The organism is Duganella callida (assembly GCF_004614165.1).
Taxonomy (GTDB): Bacteria; Pseudomonadota; Gammaproteobacteria; order Burkholderiales; family Burkholderiaceae_D; genus Rugamonas; species Rugamonas callida.
In genome coordinates, this window is sequence record NZ_SPVG01000122.1 from 18,193 (window position 1) to 37,864 (window position 19,672).

Here is a 19,672-nt window from a genome sequence, read left to right on the forward strand (position 1 = left end):
TCAGTACTGCAGCTGCTGCAGGATTTCGCGATAGATTGCGTTCAGCGGCACCGATTTTTCGACGCCGCCCTTTTTCACCGCCTCCTTCGGCATGCCGTACACCACGCAGCTGGCCTCGTCCTGCGCCACCGTGCGCGCGCCGGCCTTGAACATCTCCAGCATGCCGGCGGCGCCGTCGTCGCCCATGCCGGTCATGATCACGCCCAGCGCGTTGGCGCCGGCCGCGCGCGCGGCGGAGCGGAACAGCACATCGACCGACGGCCGGTGGCGGTTCACCAGCGGCCCGTCCACCACCTCGACGAAATACTGGGCGCCGGTGCGGCGCAGCAGCATGTGCTTGCCGCCGGGCGCGATCAGCACCTGGCCCTGCAGCACGCGGTCATTGTTCTCGGCTTCCTTGACGCGCACCTGGCACACGCTGTCCAGCCGTGCCGCGAAGGCGGCGGTGAATTTTTCGGGCATGTGCTGCACCACCACGATGCCGGGCGAGACGCGCGGCAGGCAGGTCAGCACTTCCTCCAGCGCCTGCGTGCCGCCGGTGGAGGTGCCGATGGCGACGATACGCTCGGTGGTGGCGGTCATCGGCCGCGCATCCATCGGCGGCAGGATGGCGTCCGCGTTCAGCTTGACCGTCACCGGCGGCGGCGCCGGACGGTTGGCCAGCTTGCCGACGCGGGCGCCGGCGGCCGCGCGCACGGCCGATATCAGCTCGTCGGCGCTGTCGTGCAGGAACTGCTTCAGGTCCAGGCGCGGCTTGGTGATGATCGCCACCGCGCCGGCGGTCAGCGCCTCCACCGAGGTCTGCGCGCCCTTTTCCGTCAGCGTGGAGCAGATCACCACCGGCGTCGGGTGCTCGGTCATCAGCTTGCGCAGGAAGGTGATGCCGTCCATCTTGGGCATTTCGACATCGAGCACGATCACGTCCGGCCACTGCACCTTCATGCGTTCCATCGCCAGCAGCGGATTGGCCACCGCATGCATGACGGTGATGCCGGGCGCCGCGTTCAGCAGCCCGCTCAGCACCTGGCGCACCACGGCCGAATCGTCGACGATCATGACCTTGATATCGTTCATGCTTTTGCCCTTCTCCCTGCATTGCTCCACCGCTCCTGCGCGCTGTCGGGCGGCACCTGGCGGCTCAGCACTTCGCCATTGCGGATGGTGAAGATCAGTTGCCGGTGGCCCTCGCCGTACAGGCTTTCCGACACCACGTGGATGCCGTACTGCTGCAGCATGCTGCGCGCGCAGTCGCCGTTCTGGGTGCCGATGTCGCGCACCTTTTCGCTGCGCGGGAACATGGCGCCGCCGCCGAAGATCTTGCCCTGACACTGCATCAGCGGCACGCCATGCCGCGCCATCCCCTCGATCATCAGCTCCATGGCGTCGACGCCGTACATGCCCGGCTTGTCGGCCGGCCGGTCGTTCTTGCGGCGGCCGTGGCCGGGCAGCAGAAAGTGCGACATGGCGCCGATGCGCAGCGCCGGATGCCACAGCGTGATCGACACGCAGGAACCGAGCAGCGTGCGCACCCGATACCGCTCGTCGCCGACGAAGTAATCGCCGGGCATGAGGAAGATATCGATAGGTTTGGCGTCGCTCATGGTTTGCGGTAGACCGAAGGCGCGTTGGCGATCAGGGTATCGTTAATATCGTTCAGCGTTTCCGAATGCCCGATCAGAAAGTAGCCGCCGGGCCGCAGCTGCGCCAGCAGGCGCGTCACCACCTGCCGCTTGGTCTCCAGATTAAAGTAAATCATCACATTGCGCAGGAAGATGACGTCAAACGTGCCGACCTTGGGCAGCGGCGCGTTCAGGTTCAGATGCTGGAACTGCACCCGCTGGCGCAATGCCCGTTCGATCAGCAGCGTGCCGCTCTCGCTGCCCTGCCCCTTCAGGCAGAAGCGCTTCAGGTACTGCTGCGGCACCTGGCTGGCGCGCTCCATCGGATAGTGGCCGCAGCGCGCGCGTTCCAGCACGCGGGTGCTGATGTCGGTGCCCAGCACCTCCCAGGCGCCATCGATACCCATCACGTCGGCCAGCACCATGGCGATGCTGTACGGTTCCTCGCCGCTGGAACTGGCGGCGCTCCATACCCGCATGCTGCGCCCTTTGTCACGCGCCTCCTGCGCCAGATCGCGCAGCAGGTTGAAGTGCTTGGGTTCGCGGAAAAAATAAGTCTCGTTGGTGGTCAGCAGATCGACCGCGATCTGCAGCTCCTGCGGCTGCGCGCGGCTTTCCAGCAGGCGCAGATAATCGCCGTAGCTGTCGAGCTGGTAGTGGGCCAGGCGCTTGGCCAGGCGGCCGCTGACCAGCGCCTGCTTGCCGTTGGCCATGGTGATGCCGGCAGCGTCGTAGATGAAGCGCTGGAACTGCAAAAATTCGCGATCGGTGATCATCGCCACGGCCATGGCCTGCCTTCATCATGCGGCGGCGGCTGCGGTGCCGCGCGCCATGTCAACAATCTCCTCGCTCGACAGCACCCGCTCGATGTCGAGCAGGATCACGAACCTGCCGCTGTGTTTGCCCATGCCGGCGATGAAGTCGGGGCGGATGCGGGTGCCGAACGAGGGCGCCGGCTCGATGTCGGCGGCGGCGATTTCCACCACCGCGTTGACCGCGTCCACCAGCATGCCCAGCACCTGCTTGCCGTCGCCGTCGCCCGCCTCCACGATGACGATGCAGCTGCGCTTGCCGATCGCGCTCCGCGCGCGGCCGAAGCGCGCCGACAGGTCCATCACCGGCACCACCGCGCCGCGCAGGTTGATCACGCCGCGCACGCAGTCCGGCATCATCGGCACCGTGGCCACGCTGCCGTACTCGATGATCTCCTTGATGTGCAGGATACCGACCGCATACTGGTCCTCGCCCAGCATGAAGGTCAGGAACTGGCTGGGCAGCGCGGCGCCGCCCTGCAGGGCGACGATGGCACTGCTGCCGTAGGTGACGATGTCGGCCGGGGTGTCCATAAACCTCCTTTATGCGGCCAGCGCCACCGCGCCGCGGCCGCTGACGGTGTGCATCAGCGCCGCCACGTCGATGATCAGCGCCACCTCGCCGTTACCGAGGATGGTGGAACCGCTGATGCATTTGACTTCGCTGAAGATGGGACTCAACGGCTTGATCACGGTCTGGAATTCGCCCAGCAGCGTATCCACCACCAGGCCGGCGCGCTGGTTGCCGAACTTGAGCACCACGATGCTCTCGCGCCGCGTGCTGGCGCCGTCGATGCGGAACAGCTCGCGCAGGCGGATGAACGGCAGCACCTGGCCGCGCAGGTTGCTGTAATCCTGTCCCGGCTCGGTGGCGTATTCGATGCATTCCTCGATCATGTCGAGCGGGATCACGAACACCGACGATCCCACCTGCACCAGGAAGCCGTCGATGATCGCCAGCGTCAGCGGCAGGCGCACGGTGACGGTGGTGCCCTGCCCTTCGCGGCTGCTGACGTCCACGCTGCCGCGCAGCGCCTGGATGTTGCGCTTCACCACGTCCATGCCGACGCCGCGGCCGGACAGGTTGGTGATCTTCTCGGCGGTCGAAAAGCCGGCCTCGAAAATCAGGTTGTAGATTTCGCTGTCGCTCAGCTTGCGCTCCGGGTCGACCAGCCCGCGTTCGATCGCCTTGGCCAGGATTTTCTCCTTGCGCAGGCCGCCGCCGTCGTCGCTGACCTCGATCACGATGCTGCCCGACTCGTGGAAGGCGTTCAGCTTGATCATGCCTTTCGCCGGCTTGCCGGCCGCCACCCGCACCTCGGCCGGCTCGATGCCGTGGTCCATGGCGTTGCGTACCAGGTGCATCAGCGGATCGCCGATCTTCTCCACCACGGTCTTGTCGAGTTCCGAATCCTCGCCGTCGACGATCAGGCCGATATCCTTGCCCAGCTCGCGCGCGACGTCGTGCACCACGCGCTGGAAGCGGTTGAAGGTGGCGCCGATCTTCACCATGCGCAGTTCCAGCGCGGCGTCGCGCACGTCCTCCACCAGCCCGGTGAGGGTCGAGGTGCACTCCAGCAGTTCGCTGTTGCGCAACTGCTGGCCGATCATGTTGGCGCGCGCGCCGGCGATGATCAATTCGCCCACCAGGTCGATCAGCCGATCGAGCTTGTCGGAATCGACGCGGATCGAGCGGCTCTCCTGCGCCTTCTGTTCGCTGACCTGCTTCTGCTTGGCCAGCGCCGCCTCCACCACCACCGGCGGCACGTTGCCGGCATCGACCAGGATCGCGCCCAACTGCTGCGGCGGCGCATCCTTGGGTTTCCCGGACTGCTGCTGCAGCGCCTCTTGCAGTTCGTGCGCGGTGACGCTGCCGCAGCGCACCAGGATCTCGCCCAGCCGCGCCGCCTGCTCCGGCAGCGCGCGGATCAGGTTGACATATTCGGACACCTTGCTGTGCGGCGGGATGATGCGGATCTCGCAGTCGTCCTGCACGAATTCGAACACGCCGGCGATGGCCTCGCGGTCGGCCGTGCTGTCGAAGGCGATCTCGAAACCGAGGTAGCACAGTTCCGCATCCATCTCGTCGGCCGGGGGCAGCGCGTCGGGGATGGTGGCGATGCCGACGATGCGCCCCAGCTTGGCCAGGTAGCGCAGGAAGGCGATGGGGTCCATGCCGTTCTGCAGCACCACGCGGCCGAAGCGCAGCGAGATGTGCCAGTAGTCGCTTTCGCCGCGCTCCTGGTCGATGCGTTCCAGTTGCGGTTCAGTGTGCACCGCCAGCGACGATGCCGCCGGCGCGGCGGCGCCGGCTTCGCCCTCCATGTGGCGGCGCAGCTGCTCCTGCAGCATCTCGCCTTCCGGCGCGGTGTCGGGGTCCTGCTCGTGGCGGCCGGCGGCCAGGGCGTCGATCATGCCGGACAGGTAATCGCAGCAGGACAGCAGCAGCACCACCATTTCGTCGCTCAGCGTCACGCTGCCGTCGCGCACCTTGTCGAGCAGGCTTTCCACCACGTGGGTGAAGGCGACGATGTGATCGAGGCTGAACAGGCCCGCCGAACCCTTGATGGTGTGCGCGGCGCGGAAGATGGCGTTGATCGCCTCGCCCTGATCGCCGGCCAGATCGACGTTGAGCAGCGCGTTTTCCATCTCTTCCAGCAGCTCGCGGCTCTCGGCGATAAATGTCTGCAGCGCTTCGTCCAGATTCATGGCATTCCCTTTACGCGTGTATCAGCACGGCGTCGCCGAAGAAGGCGACCAGGTCCAGCATCTCGAAGATTTCCACCACGGCGGGGCTGTGCCGCACCAGGCGCAGCGCGCGCTGTTCGGCCGCCGCGGTCTGCTTGGCCAGCATCAGCACCTGCAGGCCGGCGGTGTCCAGTTCCGTCACGCCGGACAGGTCGATCTCCAGCACCGGCGCCTTGCGCAGCGCCTCGATCACGGTGGTTTTCAGGTCGGCGGCGCGATAGATGTTCATCTCGCCGTCGAGGGCAATCCTGGTCACATCGTCAGCCATCACAGCCTCCGGATAGAATTATGGCAGCACCAGCTTGGCAACGGCGCCCAACAGCACCTCCGGCTTGAACGGCTTGACCACCCAGGCCCTGGCGCCGGCCGCCTTGCCTTCTTCCTTCTTGCTCTCTTGCGATTCGGTGGTCAGCATGATCACCGGCGTGAATTTATAGTTGGGCAGTTGCTTGAACTCGCGCACGAAGGTGATGCCGTCCATGTTGGGCATGTTCACGTCGCACACCACCAGGTGGATCTTCTGTCCCGTGCATTTGGACAGCGCATCGACGCCGTCGCGCGCTTCTATCACATCGTAACCCGCGCCCTTCAACGCGATGCCGACCACCTGACGCAGGGAAGCCGAATCGTCCACCACCATGATGCTCTTTGCCATGTCTGATCTATCCCTCAGAAGAATGTGATTTCATCCGCCTCGGCGGCGGCGGGGGCGGCGAGTTTTGCGCCGCTGTGCACCGCGTGCTCCTCCGCCATTGCATAGGTTTTCTGCAGTTCGTGCAGCAGCCGGTCGGGGTCCAGCGGTTCCAGCACGCCGCTGTCGTCGTAGTGGGCGCGGTTCTCGCGCAACAGCGCCGGCAGGCGCTCCATGTTCTCGCGCACGTGCGACATCACCTGGCTGACGCGGTCCTGGAACTGCAACTGCACCAGCGCCTGGCCCACCTCGCCCTGGATGCCGATGCTTTCCTGCTTCAGCTGATCGGACGACTGCACCAGCGCGTCGGTCATCTGGCGGAATTCGTCGAGCACCGCGGCGATCATGCCCTCGGCCGACTGCATCGATTTGTCTTCCGCCTCGCTCGACTGTTCGGCGGCCTGGCTGGCGGCCAGGATGGCGCTGCTGATCTGGTTGACGCGGTTGGAGATTTCCTTGCCGGTTTCGGCCGAGCGGCCCGACAGCATGCGCACTTCCTGCGCCACCACGGCGAAGCCGCGTCCCGCCGGGCCGGCGCGCGCCGCCTCGATGGCGGCGTTCAGCGCCAGCAGATTGGTTTGCGCGGCGATGCTGGCCACGCCCTCGGCCATGCCGCGCAGCTCGCGCGTAAAGCGTTCCAGGTCGCGGATCTGCGCCAGCATGGCCTGCTTGGAACTCATCGCCGATTTCATCGAGCTGACCACCGAGCCCAGTTGCCGTTCGCTGCGGCCGAACACCTCGGTCATCGAGCCGCCTTGATTTGCCCCGCTGGACACGTGCACCGCGTTGTCGAGGCGGTCGACGATGTTGGAGAAGCGCGACGCCAGGTCGGCGATGGCTTCCTCCATCTGCGCGCGCGAGTTTTCGATATGCCGCGCCCACACCGGCAACACGGCGTCGCCGAAGCGCTCGCGCGCCGCCAGGTAGTCGTCGATCATCGGATGGTCGCCGGAGGAGGCGCCGCCGCCCGCCGTGCTGAAACCGGACTCATGCGTACTCCACGCGGCGGCGCCCAGCAGCAGCGCCGCCCAGATCAGGGTAGGCCAACCCCAGCTACTCCAACCGGCCACAACCGTACCCAAGGCGCCGGCGCCAGCCAGGCCGTACACTAGTAATTTGCTACTCACCCCGGTTCGATTCTTCACTGAACGCCACCTCTTTGTGAGCCCGGCGCCGCGAGCGGGCGCCGCCTGAAATCCAACTGTATCGCAGAAATCCCGGTGCGTGCCACCCTGTATCCGCGAACGCGGACGCTGTTGCACCAATACAACCTTCGGGCGTCAGGCCAGCAGCGCGTGCCGCGGCGCGCGCAGGACCGGGCGCGCCGCCGTCGCCGCGTCACCCAGCTTGAAGATGCTGACCGCGGATGCCAGCCGCGCCGCCTGTTCCTGCATGGCGTCGGCCGCGGCGGCGGCCTGCTCGACCAGCGCCGCGTTCTGCTGCGTGACCTGGTCCATCTGCGTGATCGCCATGTTCACCTGTTCGATGCCGTGGGTCTGCTCGGTGCTGGCGTTGCTGATCTCGGCCATGATGGCGGTCACGCGCTGGATCGCGCCGACCACCTCTTCCATGGTGCTGCCGGCCTGGCCTACCAGCCGCGTGCCGTCGTCGACCTTGCCGACCGAGTCGTCGATCAACGCCTTGATTTCGCGCGCGGCGGCGGCCGAGCGCTGCGCCAGGTTGCGCACCTCCGACGCCACCACGGCAAAGCCACGGCCCTGCTCGCCGGCACGGGCCGCTTCCACCGCCGCGTTCAGCGCCAGGATGTTGGTCTGGAACGCGATGCCGTCGATCACGCCGATGATGTCGACGATCTTCTTCGAGGAGGCGTCGATCGAGGCCATGGTCTGCACCACGTCCGACACCACCGCGCCGCCGCGCTGCGCCACCTCGGCCGCATTGGCGGCCAGCTGGTTGGCCTGGCGCGCGTTCTCGGCGTTCTGGCGCACGGTGCTGGTCAGTTGTTCCATTGATGAGGCAGTCTCTTCCAGCGAACTGGCCTGCTGCTCGGTGCGCGAAGACAGGTCCAGGTTGCCGGCCGCGATTTCGGTCGAGGCGGTGGTGATGGTGTCGGTGCCGTTGCGCACGTCGCCGACGATGCGCACCAGGCTCTGCGACATGCGGTTCAGCGCGTGCAGCAGCTTGCCCGTTTCATCCTTGCTGAAATCGGTCTGTTCAGGACAGGTCAGGTCGCCGCCGGCCACCGACTCGGCGCGCGTCACGGCCTCGTTGATGGGACCGGTGATGCCGGTGGTCAGCCACCACGCGAACACCACGCCGAAGCCCACCACCAGCAGCGCCAGCACCAGCAGCAGATTGCGGCTTTGGGCCGCCACCTGGTCGATGCGCTCGGCGGCCTCGTCGATGGCCTTGCGCTGGTGGTCCAGGATTTTCTGCAACATCGTTTCATAGCCCTTGGAGGCCGGCAGATAGATCTGCTCCAGGATGCGCGACGCTTCCGCCGCGTCGCCGGCGGCCTTGGCCTTCATGACGTTGTCGCGCGAGCCGACGTACAGCTTGCGCTGCTCCTTGAGCTGGTCCATCAACTGCCTGTCGTCGTCGGTGGTCAGCTGCTCGATCTTGCTGATCAGGCTTTGCGCGAACTCGGTGCCGCCCTTGGCTTCCTCGGCAAAGAAGGTGGCCAGCGACGGGTCGGAACTCTTGGCGATGGCGGTGGTGCGGCGGATGCCGGCGAACACCGTGCGGTACCAGTCGGAGATCAGACGCTCCTTGGCCAGCGGCGTGGCCATCATGTCGCGGGTGGACGCGGCCACACCCTGCAGACGGTAAATCCCGAGCGCCGTGTTGAGGATGAGGATGGCGAGGATGATGGCGAAGCCGAACGCCAGACGCCGGCCGATGCTGAGATCACTGATTTTCATACTGGGTCTCCGTCGCAGATTGTTTTTCTATAGTAACGCGAAATCAGTAATTGTTTTCAACTAATCGTTAAGCCTGTTACCAAGTGGATAGAAAAATATATTTTAATTTCCATTCTAATCTGCAACAAATATTGAGTCACAGACTGTGAAAACGTTTACACTTTGAATTCTCCATTTGTACGGCTATTTACATGGCGGGTTTTAAAACACAATATTGCCCGTTCAGCCATTCGCGTTACGACTACAGCCATGAGCACTGCATTCCTAGAACACCGAGCGAAATACCGAGACACCGTATCGCGCCGTTATGGCGTCACTCCAGAACTGTACGACGAAGCCTCGCGCCTGCTGGCGCCGCTGGCGATTCCATTCAGCATGCGCAAGGGCGAGTATTTGCAGCGCATCGGCACGCCGGCGCAGTACGTGCACTGGCTGCACAGCGGCGTCGCGCGCACCGGCTTCATCACGGAAGCGGGCAATGAGGTGACGCTGCATTTTCAGACCGACGGCGAACCGGTGGCGGCGCACGACGACCTGTTGCGTTCGCGCGAATCGCTGCCGGCGCTGAACTTCGTGCTGGCGGAAACGGCCATCCATGGCTACCGTCTGGAGTGGGCCGAAGTGAATGCGCTGTATGCGCGCAACAGTCAGCTGCGCGACTATTATCTGGGTGCGGCCGAGCGCAGCATCATGGACCAGAGCCGCCGGCTGTATCTGAACGCCTCGCCGGCGCAGGGCCGACTGAATGCCTTCCGCCGCGAGTATCCGGGACTGGAACAGCGCATTTCGCAGAAAGTGGTGGCGTCGTTCCTGGGGATTACCCCGCAGTATATGTCCCAGTTGTTGCGGCAGGACGGTAACGGCAAATAATAAAACGAAAGGCGCTTTAAAAGCGCCTTTCGTTTTTGGGTATTACTTTTTAATGCTGGTGATTTTATTTTTGTCGTCGACAAATACCAGCTTGGGAGTATATTCCTTCGCCTGCTGTTCGCTCATCGGCGCGTAGGTGCAGATGATCAGCAGGTCGCCGATCTGCGCCTTGCGGGCGGCGGCGCCGTTCAGCGAAATCTCGCCGGTGCCGCGCAGGCCCGGAATCGCATAGGTGGCGAAACGCTCACCGTTGTTCACGTTATACAGTTCGATCTTTTCGTTCGGCCAGATGTCGGCCGCTTCCAGCAGATCCAGGTCGATCCCGCACGACCCTTCGTAGTTCAGGTCAGCCTGCGTCACCGCCACCCGGTGCAGCTTGGAGCGCAGCATAACTCGTTGCATAGACATACTTCTTCCCTTGGTAGTAATCGTTCAAGCTTTGCATCCTGGCCATGCGCTGGCAGCGACGCGAGGGCGATATCCTACCACCAACCAGGGGACAGACCACGTTTTTGCAAGTTTTTGCGGCACGCCGCAAAAACTTGCAAAAACGTGGTCTGTCCCCGATCAGTTGCCGATTAGTTGGCTTTTACCGGGGTGAAGTCGAGGTCGCGGAAGTCGTAGCTGAAATCCGTCTCGGTGGAGATCGGCGCCATCTTCATGCGCTCGATGCTGGCGTCCGGGTTCAGCGCGAACGTGACGTAGGCATCGGCGTTGAAGTTGCGCTCTTTCCAGCGCACGATGAAGGTGTCGTGCTGGAAGTGTTCCAGCTCGCCGGTCAGGTCCGGCGTGCGCTCGAAGCGCATCACGTGCTTGCCGCCTTCGTCACGAATGCTGACCTTGCCATACCAGGCATCCTGGTACTCGCCGTCATAGGCCGCCAGCGGCAGCGACGGCTGCGAGGTGGCCGCGCGCGCCGTGGTTTCCTTGCCCTGGCGCTCCAGTTCCTCCTTGTGCATCGCCGCCTCCTGCTCGGCGTACAGCTTGATCCAGTCCGACGGCTGCACCTTCAGGTATTGGTCGAGGATGCGGTAGTACAGCGAGGCCATGGCCGGGCTGTTCTCGGCATTGGTGAGGATGGCGATGCCCAGCTTCTCTTCCGGCACCATCAGCACCGTTGAATAGAAACCCTGCAGCGCGCCGCCGTGCATGGCGATCTTGCGGCCCTTGTAGTCGCGCAGCTGGAAGCCCAGGCCATAGGCGAAGAAGTTCGGCTTGGTGGCCGCCAGCGCCGGCTTGGGTTCGCGGATGCGCATCGGCGTCTGCTCGCTCCACAGCTCGGCCGCCTGTTTCGCGCTGAACAGCTGTTTGCCGTTCTCCATCTTGCCGCCGTTGAGCAGGAGGTTCATCCAGCGCGCGATGTCTTCGGCATTGGTGTTGATGCCCACCGCGCCCACCGCGTTCGGCACCGGCATCGGTTTCACCACCGATATCCTGTCGTTGATCTTGCTGTGCGGCGCCGAGTGGTCTTCGCTGGCCAGCATGTCGGCCACGCTGGTTTTCGTGCCGCGCATGCCCAGCGGGTCGAGGATCTGCTCCTGGATGGCCGCGCCCCACGGCTTGCCGGCTTTCTCGGCGACGATCTTGCCGGCGACGATGTACAGCAGGTTGTCGTAGGCGTAGCTGGCGCGGAAGCTGGTCGACGGCTTCACGTAGCGCAGCCTGGCGATGATCTCGTCGGTGCTGAACTGCGTGCTCGGCCACCACAGCAGGTCGCCGGCGCCCAGGCCCAGGCCACTGCGGTGGGTCAGCAGGTCGCGCACCGTCATCTGGCCGGTGACGTAGGAGTCGTACATCTGGAAGCCCGGCAGGTGTTTGGTGACCGGATCGTCCCAGGCGATCTTGCCCTGGTCGACCAGCATCGCCAGCGCGGCGGCCGTGAAGGCCTTGGAATTGGAGGCGATTTCAAACAGCGTCTTGCCGTCCACCGGCGTGGACTCGCCCAGCTTGCGCACGCCGTAACCCTTGGCCGCGACCACCTTGCCATCCTTGACGATGGCGATGGCCATGCCCGGCACGTCGAAGGTTTTCAGCGCGCGGTTGACGTCGGCGTCGAGATTGAAGGCGGGGACGGCGGCGGCGGCCGACGCGTTGGCGGCGACAGCGGCCGGCATGCCGGCCAGCGCGCCCAGAACGGCCAGCGTCAGGGCGCCGGCCGCGAAAGTGCGATGGAATTTCATTGTGCTTTCTTGAATGCTTTGTCGACCGAAGTCTGGGTTTCGGGGTGGTAGTGCGAACGCGCCTTGGCATACACGCCCTTGGCCCAATCCTTCTCGTTGGCGTTCTTCAGCAGCGCGGTGTACAGCGGCACCACGAACTTCTGGCGGCCCACGCTGAGCAGGAACTTGTTGAGCGGTTCGCGCACGTTGTAACCGGCCTGCACCGACGCCAGGAAGAAACGATAGGCGATTTCATTGTTGCCGGTCTTGCCGACGCCGAAGTTCTGGTCCAGCTCCTGCATCTGCTGGGCAGTGGCCTTGCCGTTGATATCGTTCAGGAAGTGCATCCACTCCAGCGCGATCCAGCTGCGCGCGCTCAGATCCGCGGTGGGCAGTTCACCCTTCAGCCATGCGCTGCGCTGCGCGTCCAGCGCCGCCAGGCGCGCCGACGCCGCATGTTTGGCGCTGGCCGGGATGCCCGCGCCGTACAGCCATTCCTCCAGCTCGGCCTGGGTCATCACCTCCGGATGCGCGGCCAGCAGGTTCTTCTTCAGATAGTCGACGAATTCGTCGGTGGTGGCCGACTGGAACGCGTGCTGGTCGAACCAGCCGCGCAGGAAGGGATCGAACACCTCGCGGCCGGCGCGCTGCTCCAGGGTGCGCAGCAGCCAGGCGCCCTTCGGATACACCAGGCCACTGTCGGTATAGGTGGCCGCGCTGGTGTCCGGGTCGCGCGAGACCAGCGCCTGTTTCGCCGCCGGGATGCCGGCCAGCGAGGCCATGGCCTCTTCCTGTTCCACCTGCAGGTTCATCTCCGCCACTTCCTCGCCGTACAGCTTCTCGACGATGCGGGTGGTGACGTAGGTGGTGAAGCCCTCGTTCAGCCAGAAGTGCTTCCACGAGGCGTTGGTCACCAGGTTGCCGGACCACGAGTGCGCCAGTTCGTGCGCGATCAGGTCGACCAGGCTGCGGTCGCCGGCGATCATGGTCGGGGTCAGGAAGGTCATGCGCGGGTTTTCCATGCCGCCGATCGGGAACGACGGCGGCAGCACGATCATGTCGTAACGCTCCCACCGGTACGGGCCGTACAGGCTCTCGGCGGCGGCGATCATCTTCTCGGTGTCGACCAGCTCATTGGCGGCGGCCTCGATGCGCTGCGGCTCGGCGTACACGGCGGAGCGCGGGCCGACCGGACGCACATCCAGTTCGCCGATGGCGATCGCCAGCAGGTAGGACGGAATCGGCTGCGTCATCCTGAACTTCCAGCCGCCGGCGCCAGTGGCGTTGGGGTCGTTCTCGGCGCTCATCACCACGCGCATGCCGGCCGGCGCCTCGATGCGGGCGCTGTAGGTGAAGCGTACCGCCGGCGTATCCTGCACCGGTGCCCAGGAACGGGCATTGATCTCTTCCGACTGGCTGAACATGAACGGCCGCTTGCCGGACATGGTCTGCTCGGGGTTCATCCACTGCAGCGCGGTGGCCGACGGCGCGGTGCGGTAGTACACGCGCACCTTCTGCGGCTGGAACGGCAGGGCGATGCGCAACGCGCGGCCCTTCTGCAGCTCCAGCTTGTCCAGCATGAACGAGGCGGCGCTCCAGCGGCCATTGGCCGCCAGCACCTGCACCTTGGAGACGTTCAGCTCATTGGTGTCCAGCACCAGCGTGCGCGCCGATTTGTCGATCCAGTTCAGGGTCAGCTCGGCGTAGCCGGCCAGGGTCTTGTGGCTGAAGTCCGCCTTCAGGTCCAGATACAGGTCGGTGGTGCGCACCTGGTCGTAACGCGCATAGCTCAGCGGGTCGGCGTGAGCGCTGGTCGCAGTCAGCGCGGATAGCGCGGCGAAAACGGCAGCGGCCAAAGTCTTCTTGATCATGGTGATACTTTCAATGTTGTCTGAAGCGCGGAGCAGAATACCATAGCCTTGTATCTGGTATGTGTCGGGTGAGCTGTGCTATCATGCCCGCTTCACGTGGGGAGTAGTCGGCTTGCGCCGCCCCGGCGCAAGAATCTGTGTCAACATAATCGGTCCGCAGACCGTGGCGCAGATGGCCAGCTTTTACAGCGGCTTGACGAGACCATGACCAAGACGCGGCCAATCAATGCGACAGGGCCGGAGCCGCGCCTGGGTCATTGGTTAATCGTTCCGGCCCTCGTCCTTCACACATCACATGGAAGCCTTCCTCGTTTCGACCGGTATCGTCGCCCTTGCGGAAATCGGCGACAAAACCCAGCTGCTCGCCTTCGTGCTCGCCGCCAGGTTCCGCCGTCCCTTGCCCATCGTCGCCGGCATTTTCGTGTCGACCATCGCCAACCACGCGTTTGCCGCCGCCATCGGCGCCTGGATCACCAGCCTGCTGGGACCGGACATTCTGCGCTGGGTGCTGGGCGCATCCTTCCTGGCCATGGCCGCATGGACGCTGATACCGGACAAGCTGGATGACGAGGATACCCAGTTGGCGAAATACGGCGTCTTCCTGACCACCGTGATCGCCTTCTTCCTGGCCGAGATGGGCGACAAGACCCAGGTCGCCACCGTGGCGCTGGCGGCGCGCTACCACAGCGTGGTGGCCGTGGTATGCGGCACCACGCTGGGCATGATGCTGGCCAACGTGCCGGCGGTCTACTTCGGCGACAGGATCGCCAACAGGATCTCGCTCAAGCTGGTGCACGGCATTGCCGCGCTGATCTTCGCCATCCTGGGCGTGGCCACCCTGCTAGGCGCCGGCGCCAGCCTGGGCGTCTGATCCCGCCGGCGTCGCCGGCACCAGCAGTTCCACCTGGTGGGCGCTGCCGCTGTCGCGCAGCTCCACCATCTGGTCATGCTGCGGCACGCCGTCCACCGTCAGGATAGGCGCGGCGGTCGCGCCCTTGGTCACCCGGATGTTGTAGGTGGCGTTGCCGTAGCGGTAGCTCAGCGAGAAGGTGGTCCAGTCCTGCGGCATGCGCGGTTCCAGCTTCAGATGGTGCGCGGTGCGCGTGAGCCCCAGCAGCGATTCCAGGATCAGGCGGTACATCCAGCCCGAGGAACCGGTGTACCAGCTCCAGCCGCCGCGCCCCACGTGCGGCGCCACCGCGTAGACGTCGGCCGTCACCACATACGGCTCCACCTTGTAGCGCGCGCTGTTCTCGGCGCTGCCGCCGTGATGCACCGGATTGATCATGCGCGCCAGCTCCCACGCGCGCTCGCTGTCGCCCAGTTTGGCGAACGCCATCGCGGTCCAGATCGCCGCATGGGTGTATTGGCCGCCGTTCTCGCGCACGCCCGGCACATAACCGCGGATGTAGCCCGGATTCGGCCCGGCCTTGTCGAACGGCGGGTCGAGCAGTTGTATGATGCCCGAATCGCGTCGCACCAGGCGCTGATTGACCTGTTCCATCGCGCCGCGCACGCGCTGCGGATCGGCGGAGCCGGACAGCACGCCCCAGCTCTGCGAGATCGAATCGATCTGGCATTCCTCGTTGGTGTGCGAACCGAGCGGCGTGCCGTCGTCGAAATAGGCGCGGCGGTACCATGCGCCATCCCAGGCGTTCTGCTCGACGTTGGCGGCGATGCGGCGCGCCTGCTCGCGGCATTCGGCCGAGAACTCGGCGTCGTTGCGCAGGTCGGCCACCTCGGCGAAGCGCTTGAGCACTTCGCACAGGAAGAAGGCCAGCCACACGCTCTCCCCTTTGCCATGTTCGCCCACCTTGTCCATGCCGTCGTTCCAGTCGCAGGAGCCGATCAGCGGCAGGCCGTGCTGGCCGAAGCGCAGGCCGTTGCGGATCGCGCGCTGGCAGTGGTCGTACAGCGTGCCGTGTTCCGACGAGCGGGCCGGCATGTCGTAGTAGGAATCCTCTTCCGGCTTGACCGCACGGCCCTCCAGATAAGGCGCGGTTTCATCCAGCACGCTCATGTCGCCGGTGGTGCTGACGTAGCGCCAGGCGCCCAGCGGCAGCCACAGATAGTCGTCCGAGCAGTGCGTGCGCACGCCGCGGTCCGACGGCGGATGCCACCAGTGCTGCACGTCGCCTTCCAGGAACTGGTGCGCGGCGCACAGCATCAGCTGGTCGCGCAGCAGCTGCGGCTGGGTATGCACGGTGGCCATCGCGTCCTGCAGCTGGTCGCGGAAGCCGAAGGCGCCGCCGGACTGGTAGTAGCCGCTGCGCGCCCAGATGCGGCAGGCGATGGTCTGGTACATCAGCCAGCCGTTGGCCAGCATGTCCAGCTCCTTCTCCGGCGTGTCGATGCGCACCGCGCCCAGCGTCTGTTCCCAGTGCGCGTGCACGGCGGCCAGCGCTTCCTGCGCGGCGCCGGCGCTGCGGTGCTTTTGTACCAGGCTGCTGGCGTCCGCATTGCGGCGGCCGCCCACACCCAGCACGAACACGATCTCGCGTTCCTGGCCCGGCAGCAGGTCGAACGGCGCCTGGATCGCGGCGCAGGCATCGAGGCCGGCGCCGATCTTGCCCGACAGGCGCGAGCGACGCAGCGCGGCCGGCGCCGCCAGCGAGCCGTTACGGCCGAGGAATTCGGTGCGGTCGCCGGTCACGCTGCGCAGCGAGGCGTCGCAATTGAAGAAGGCCACGCGGCCGCTGAACTCCGTGTTGTAGGCGTTCTTGGCGAACAGCGCGCCGCTGACCGGATCGGCCTCGGTGACGATGTGCATGCCCGATTTGGAGCGCATGTCGCCCAGCACCCACTCGACATAGCCGAAGGCCGACAGCCGACGCTGCACCAGCGAATCGTTACGCACTTTCAGCACGGTGTACTTGATCGGCGCGTCGGTGGCGACGAAGGTGGTCATCTCGCTGTGGATGCCGGCCTCGGTATGTTCGAACACGCTGTAGCCGAAGCCGTGGCGCGTGACATAAGTGCCGTTGCCGCGCGCCGGCAGCGCCGTCGGCGACCAGAACTGGCCGCTCTGCTCGTCGCGCAGGTAGAACGCTTCGCCGCTGGCGTCGCTGACCGGATCGTTATGCCATGGCGTCAGCCGGTACTCGTGCGCATTCTCGTGCCAGGTGTAGGCCTGGCCGCTTTCCGAGATCACCGTGCCGAACTGCGGATTGGCCAGCACGTTCGACCACGGCGCCGGCGTGCGCTGGCTGTCGCTGGTGACGATCACGTATTCGCGCCCATCCTCGGTAAAGCCGCCGATGCCGTTTTCGATCTGCAGGTTGTGCGGCACCGGCGTGACCGGGCCGGCGTCCGCGTATTCGCCGCGGCTGTCCGCCATCAACGGCGGCATGCGCATCGACGGCGCGCCGGGACGCTTGATCTGCTCGGCCAGCGTACCGCGCGCATCGCTGATGATCACGCGCGCCACGGTCTGCATCAGCACCCGGTCCTCGTTGGAGATCTGTTCGACCAGGCGCACGAAGATGCCGCCCGGCCGGTCGATGGCCTGGGCGTCGATGCCGGAGGCGATCAGGCCCATGATCTGGTCGTGCAGCGCCTGGCGGTAGCCCGACTGGTCCTCGTACCAGATCACCAGGTCCACCACCAGCCCCTTCAGGCGCCAGTAGGCGTGCGCCTGCACCATCTGCCGCGCCAGTTCGATGTTGGCCACGTCCTTGATCTGCAACAGCACGATCGGCAGGTCGCCCGAAATCGCGTACGCCCACAGGCCGGACTGGCCGCGCTGGTTCTTGATCAGGGTCGCCGCGTCGGCGCGCAGGGCGGAATTCGGGTAGATCACCGAGTTGGCCAGGCGGCCGTACAGCTGGCCGTCGCTCTCGCTGGCGTTCAGCTGGCGCAGCACCACCTGGCTGTGGGTCCAGGCCAGCTCGAACACGCGGTCGGCCAGGTGGCGGTCCTGATACTTGTCGATCAGGTGCAACGCCGCGTCGCGCTGCTCGGTCATGCCGGTGACGATGTCCACCGTCGCATACTGGTCCGGCTGCAGCGTGATGGTGTAGCGGATCGCCACCACCGGGTCCAGCACCGAGCCTTCGGCGCCGCTCAGCGGGCCTCGGTTCCGCATGGCGGCCGGGTTGGCGGCCGTGTTGCCGCGGCCGATGAAGCGCGAACGGTCGGTTTCGAACGACACATCCTTTACCGGCGCGTCGTGCACCACCATGGCGTGCATCATCCACGGCATCGCCTCGTTGGCGCCGCGCGGACGGCGGGTGCACAGGATGGCGTTTTCCTGCGGCAGAATCTCGGTCTGCACGAACAGCTTGCTGAACGCCGGGTGGGCGTTGTCGGCCGCGGCCGGCGCCATCACCACTTCGGCAAAGCTGGTCACCTCGATGGTGCGCACGCGGTCCGACTTGTTGGTGATGCGGGTGCGCCGCAGTTCGATATCGTCTTCCGGCGACACCACGATTTCCGTGTACAGGTCGATGTGGCGGTCGCTGCGGCGGAACTCGGCGCGGCCCTCGGAGAAGATGACTTCGTACTTGCGCGGATCGACCAGCGTCGGCTGATAGGTGGTCGACCAGTATTCGCCGTCGTCGACGTCGCGCACGTAGCAGAAGTTGCCCCAGTTGTCGCGCGTGATGTCCTCGCGCCAGCGGGTCACGGCCAGGTCCTTCCAGCGGCTGTAGCTGCCGCCGGAATTGGTGACCATGACGTGATAGCGGCCGTTGGACAGCAGCTGGGTTTCCGGCACCTGCGTCGAGTGCTGGGTCAGCACGCGCATCGGCATCGACTGCTCCGGCGCGGTGCTGCGGATCGCCGCCAGCTCGGTGGTGTTGGAATAGAAGGCGCCGGCCTGCGGGCTGCGTTCCTGCAGCACCAGCAGGGTCGATTGCAGCAGCGGATCGGATTCGAAGCGGCGCTGCATCGGCCGGTCGTGCAGCAGGTAGCTGAGCGCCAGGAAGCCCATGCCCTGGTGGTGCACCATGAACGAACGGACGATGGCGTACGCCTGGCCGCGCGGCAGGCGCGAGGCGGTGTAATCGACCGCCTCGTAGAAACCGTAACGGCCCATGAAGCCCAGTTCCGCCATGCGCTGCAGGTTGGCGCAGGAGGCTTCCGGCTGCACCATCAGGCCCATCATCGAGGCGTACGGCGCGATCACCAGGTCGTCGGCCAGGCCGCGCTTCAGGCCCAGTCCCGGCACGCCGAAGGCGCGGTACTGGTAATTGAGGGCGGCGTCCACGGTGTTGTAGCCGGACTCGGAAATCCCCCACGGCACGTTGCGGCGCTTGCCGTAATCGATCTGGGCGTCGATCACCGACTGGTAGGTCTGGTCCAGCAGGGTGCTCGGATAATTCGGCATCACCAGCAGCGGCATCAGGTACTCGAACATCGAGCCGCTCCACGACAGCAGCACCGGCTTGCCGGCGACGATGCACAGCTGGCGGCCCAGCGCGAACCAGTGCTCCTGCGGCAGCTGGCCCTGGGCGATGGCGACGAAACTGGCCAGGCGCACTTCCGACGCCAGCAGGTCGTAGTAGCTGGCGTCCAGGCGCCGCTCGGTGACGTTGTAGCCGATCGCCAGCAGGTTGGTGGTCGGGTTGAACAGGAAGCCATATTCCATCTGGGCGAAGCCGCCGCAGCGCTGCGCCAGATCGGCCAGCGCGCGCATGCGCTCGTGCGCGGCGGTGCTGCCCTGCTCGAACAGCTGCGCCAGTTTCTGCTGGCGTTCGCGTTCGTCCGGCGCCAGGTCGGTGCCGTTGTTGTTGGCGTTGCGCGCCATGGCCGCCAGTTCGCGCAGGGTCGGCATGCGCGTCAGGCTGGTGTCGAAGATGGCGTCGGCTTTCAGCGCCGCCCACGGCGTCATGGCGTTCAGTTCATCGAGCGCGGCGTGGGTTTGCTGCGCCAGCGAGGCGGCCCACATGCTGGCCGCCTCGCTGTGCAGGCCGGCCTGCGGCAGGAAGGCGTCGACCGCCTCGGCCAGGTGCGTCAGCCAGGCGTACAGCTGCTGCAGGTTGCCGGCGTCGGGCGCCGGCGACAGCGCGGCCAGCACCGCC

Annotated in this window: 15 protein-coding genes; 2 read left to right on the forward strand and 13 right to left on the reverse strand. The window is 65.6% G+C overall.

All coding sequences use genetic code 11. The features are described from left to right. The 9 genes from E4L98_RS12105 to E4L98_RS12145 all read right to left on the reverse strand — a co-directional run bounded on the left by E4L98_RS12105 (window position 1) and on the right by E4L98_RS12145 (window position 8,752). The gene (locus E4L98_RS12105) at window positions 1–1,074 is read right to left on the reverse strand and encodes a protein-glutamate methylesterase/protein-glutamine glutaminase (RefSeq protein WP_135201809.1); all 1,074 of its coding nucleotides are present in this window, start codon (window positions 1,072–1,074) and stop codon (window positions 1–3) included. Then, window positions 1,071–1,601 carry a chemotaxis protein CheD gene (locus E4L98_RS12110; RefSeq protein ID WP_135201810.1) on the reverse strand — a complete coding sequence of 177 codons (531 nt, stop codon included), beginning with the start codon at window positions 1,599–1,601 and terminating at the stop codon, window positions 1,071–1,073. The genes E4L98_RS12105 and E4L98_RS12110 overlap by 4 nt, the downstream gene beginning before the upstream one ends. Further along, window positions 1,598–2,407, reverse strand: a complete 810-nt coding sequence (locus tag E4L98_RS12115) for a CheR family methyltransferase (RefSeq protein WP_135201811.1) — start codon at window positions 2,405–2,407, stop codon at window positions 1,598–1,600. The genes E4L98_RS12110 and E4L98_RS12115 overlap by 4 nt, the downstream gene beginning before the upstream one ends. 12 nt (window positions 2,408–2,419) lie before the next feature. After that, entirely contained in the window at window positions 2,420–2,965 is a 546-nt protein-coding gene (locus E4L98_RS12120; RefSeq protein WP_135201812.1) for a chemotaxis protein CheW, read from the reverse strand. Window positions 2,966–2,974: 9 nt separating this feature from the next. After that, on the reverse strand, window positions 2,975–5,140 hold the full coding sequence (locus tag E4L98_RS12125; protein WP_135201813.1) for a chemotaxis protein CheA: 2,166 nt from the start codon (window positions 5,138–5,140) through the stop codon (window positions 2,975–2,977). A gap of 10 nt (window positions 5,141–5,150) precedes the next feature. Then, window positions 5,151–5,447, reverse strand: a complete 297-nt coding sequence (locus E4L98_RS12130) for an STAS domain-containing protein (RefSeq protein ID WP_135201814.1) — start codon at window positions 5,445–5,447, stop codon at window positions 5,151–5,153. An 18-nt stretch (window positions 5,448–5,465) separates the two neighbouring features. After that, entirely contained in the window at window positions 5,466–5,834 is a 369-nt protein-coding gene (locus E4L98_RS12135) for a response regulator (RefSeq protein WP_135201815.1), read from the reverse strand. A gap of 14 nt (window positions 5,835–5,848) precedes the next feature. Then, the gene (locus tag E4L98_RS12140; RefSeq protein WP_229257369.1) at window positions 5,849–6,997 is read right to left on the reverse strand and encodes a methyl-accepting chemotaxis protein; all 1,149 of its coding nucleotides are present in this window, start codon (window positions 6,995–6,997) and stop codon (window positions 5,849–5,851) included. A gap of 153 nt (window positions 6,998–7,150) precedes the next feature. Then, window positions 7,151–8,752 carry a methyl-accepting chemotaxis protein gene (locus tag E4L98_RS12145; protein ID WP_135201817.1) on the reverse strand — a complete coding sequence of 534 codons (1,602 nt, stop codon included), beginning with the start codon at window positions 8,750–8,752 and terminating at the stop codon, window positions 7,151–7,153. 249 nt (window positions 8,753–9,001) lie between these two features. On the opposite strand from E4L98_RS12145, the gene E4L98_RS12150 reads away from it, so the two are divergent. After that, on the forward strand, window positions 9,002–9,622 hold the full coding sequence (locus tag E4L98_RS12150) for a Crp/Fnr family transcriptional regulator (RefSeq protein WP_229257370.1): 621 nt from the start codon (window positions 9,002–9,004) through the stop codon (window positions 9,620–9,622). A 42-nt stretch (window positions 9,623–9,664) separates the two neighbouring features. On the opposite strand, the gene panD is transcribed toward E4L98_RS12150, so the two are convergent. The 3 genes from panD to E4L98_RS12165 all read right to left on the reverse strand — a co-directional run bounded on the left by panD (window position 9,665) and on the right by E4L98_RS12165 (window position 13,652). After that, window positions 9,665–10,024: an aspartate 1-decarboxylase gene (gene panD, locus E4L98_RS12155; RefSeq protein ID WP_135201818.1), complete on the reverse strand. Its 360-nt coding sequence runs from the start codon at window positions 10,022–10,024 to the stop codon at window positions 9,665–9,667. A 176-nt stretch (window positions 10,025–10,200) separates the two neighbouring features. Next, on the reverse strand, window positions 10,201–11,802 hold the full coding sequence (locus tag E4L98_RS12160; RefSeq protein WP_135201819.1) for a serine hydrolase: 1,602 nt from the start codon (window positions 11,800–11,802) through the stop codon (window positions 10,201–10,203). Further along, complete coding sequence (locus E4L98_RS12165) at window positions 11,799–13,652, reverse strand: M1 family metallopeptidase (protein WP_135201820.1); 1,854 nt, start codon at window positions 13,650–13,652, stop codon at window positions 11,799–11,801. The genes E4L98_RS12160 and E4L98_RS12165 overlap by 4 nt, the downstream gene beginning before the upstream one ends. A 295-nt stretch (window positions 13,653–13,947) precedes the next feature. Between E4L98_RS12165 and E4L98_RS12170 the strand changes: the two genes are divergently transcribed. After that, the gene (locus tag E4L98_RS12170; RefSeq protein WP_135201821.1) at window positions 13,948–14,523 is read left to right on the forward strand and encodes a TMEM165/GDT1 family protein; all 576 of its coding nucleotides are present in this window, start codon (window positions 13,948–13,950) and stop codon (window positions 14,521–14,523) included. Here E4L98_RS12170 and E4L98_RS12175 read toward each other — a convergent pair. Then, the coding region (locus E4L98_RS12175) for a glycoside hydrolase family 94 protein (protein WP_307722113.1) at window positions 14,494–19,672 on the reverse strand (5,179 nt) is incomplete at its 5' end. The genes E4L98_RS12170 and E4L98_RS12175 overlap by 30 nt on opposite strands.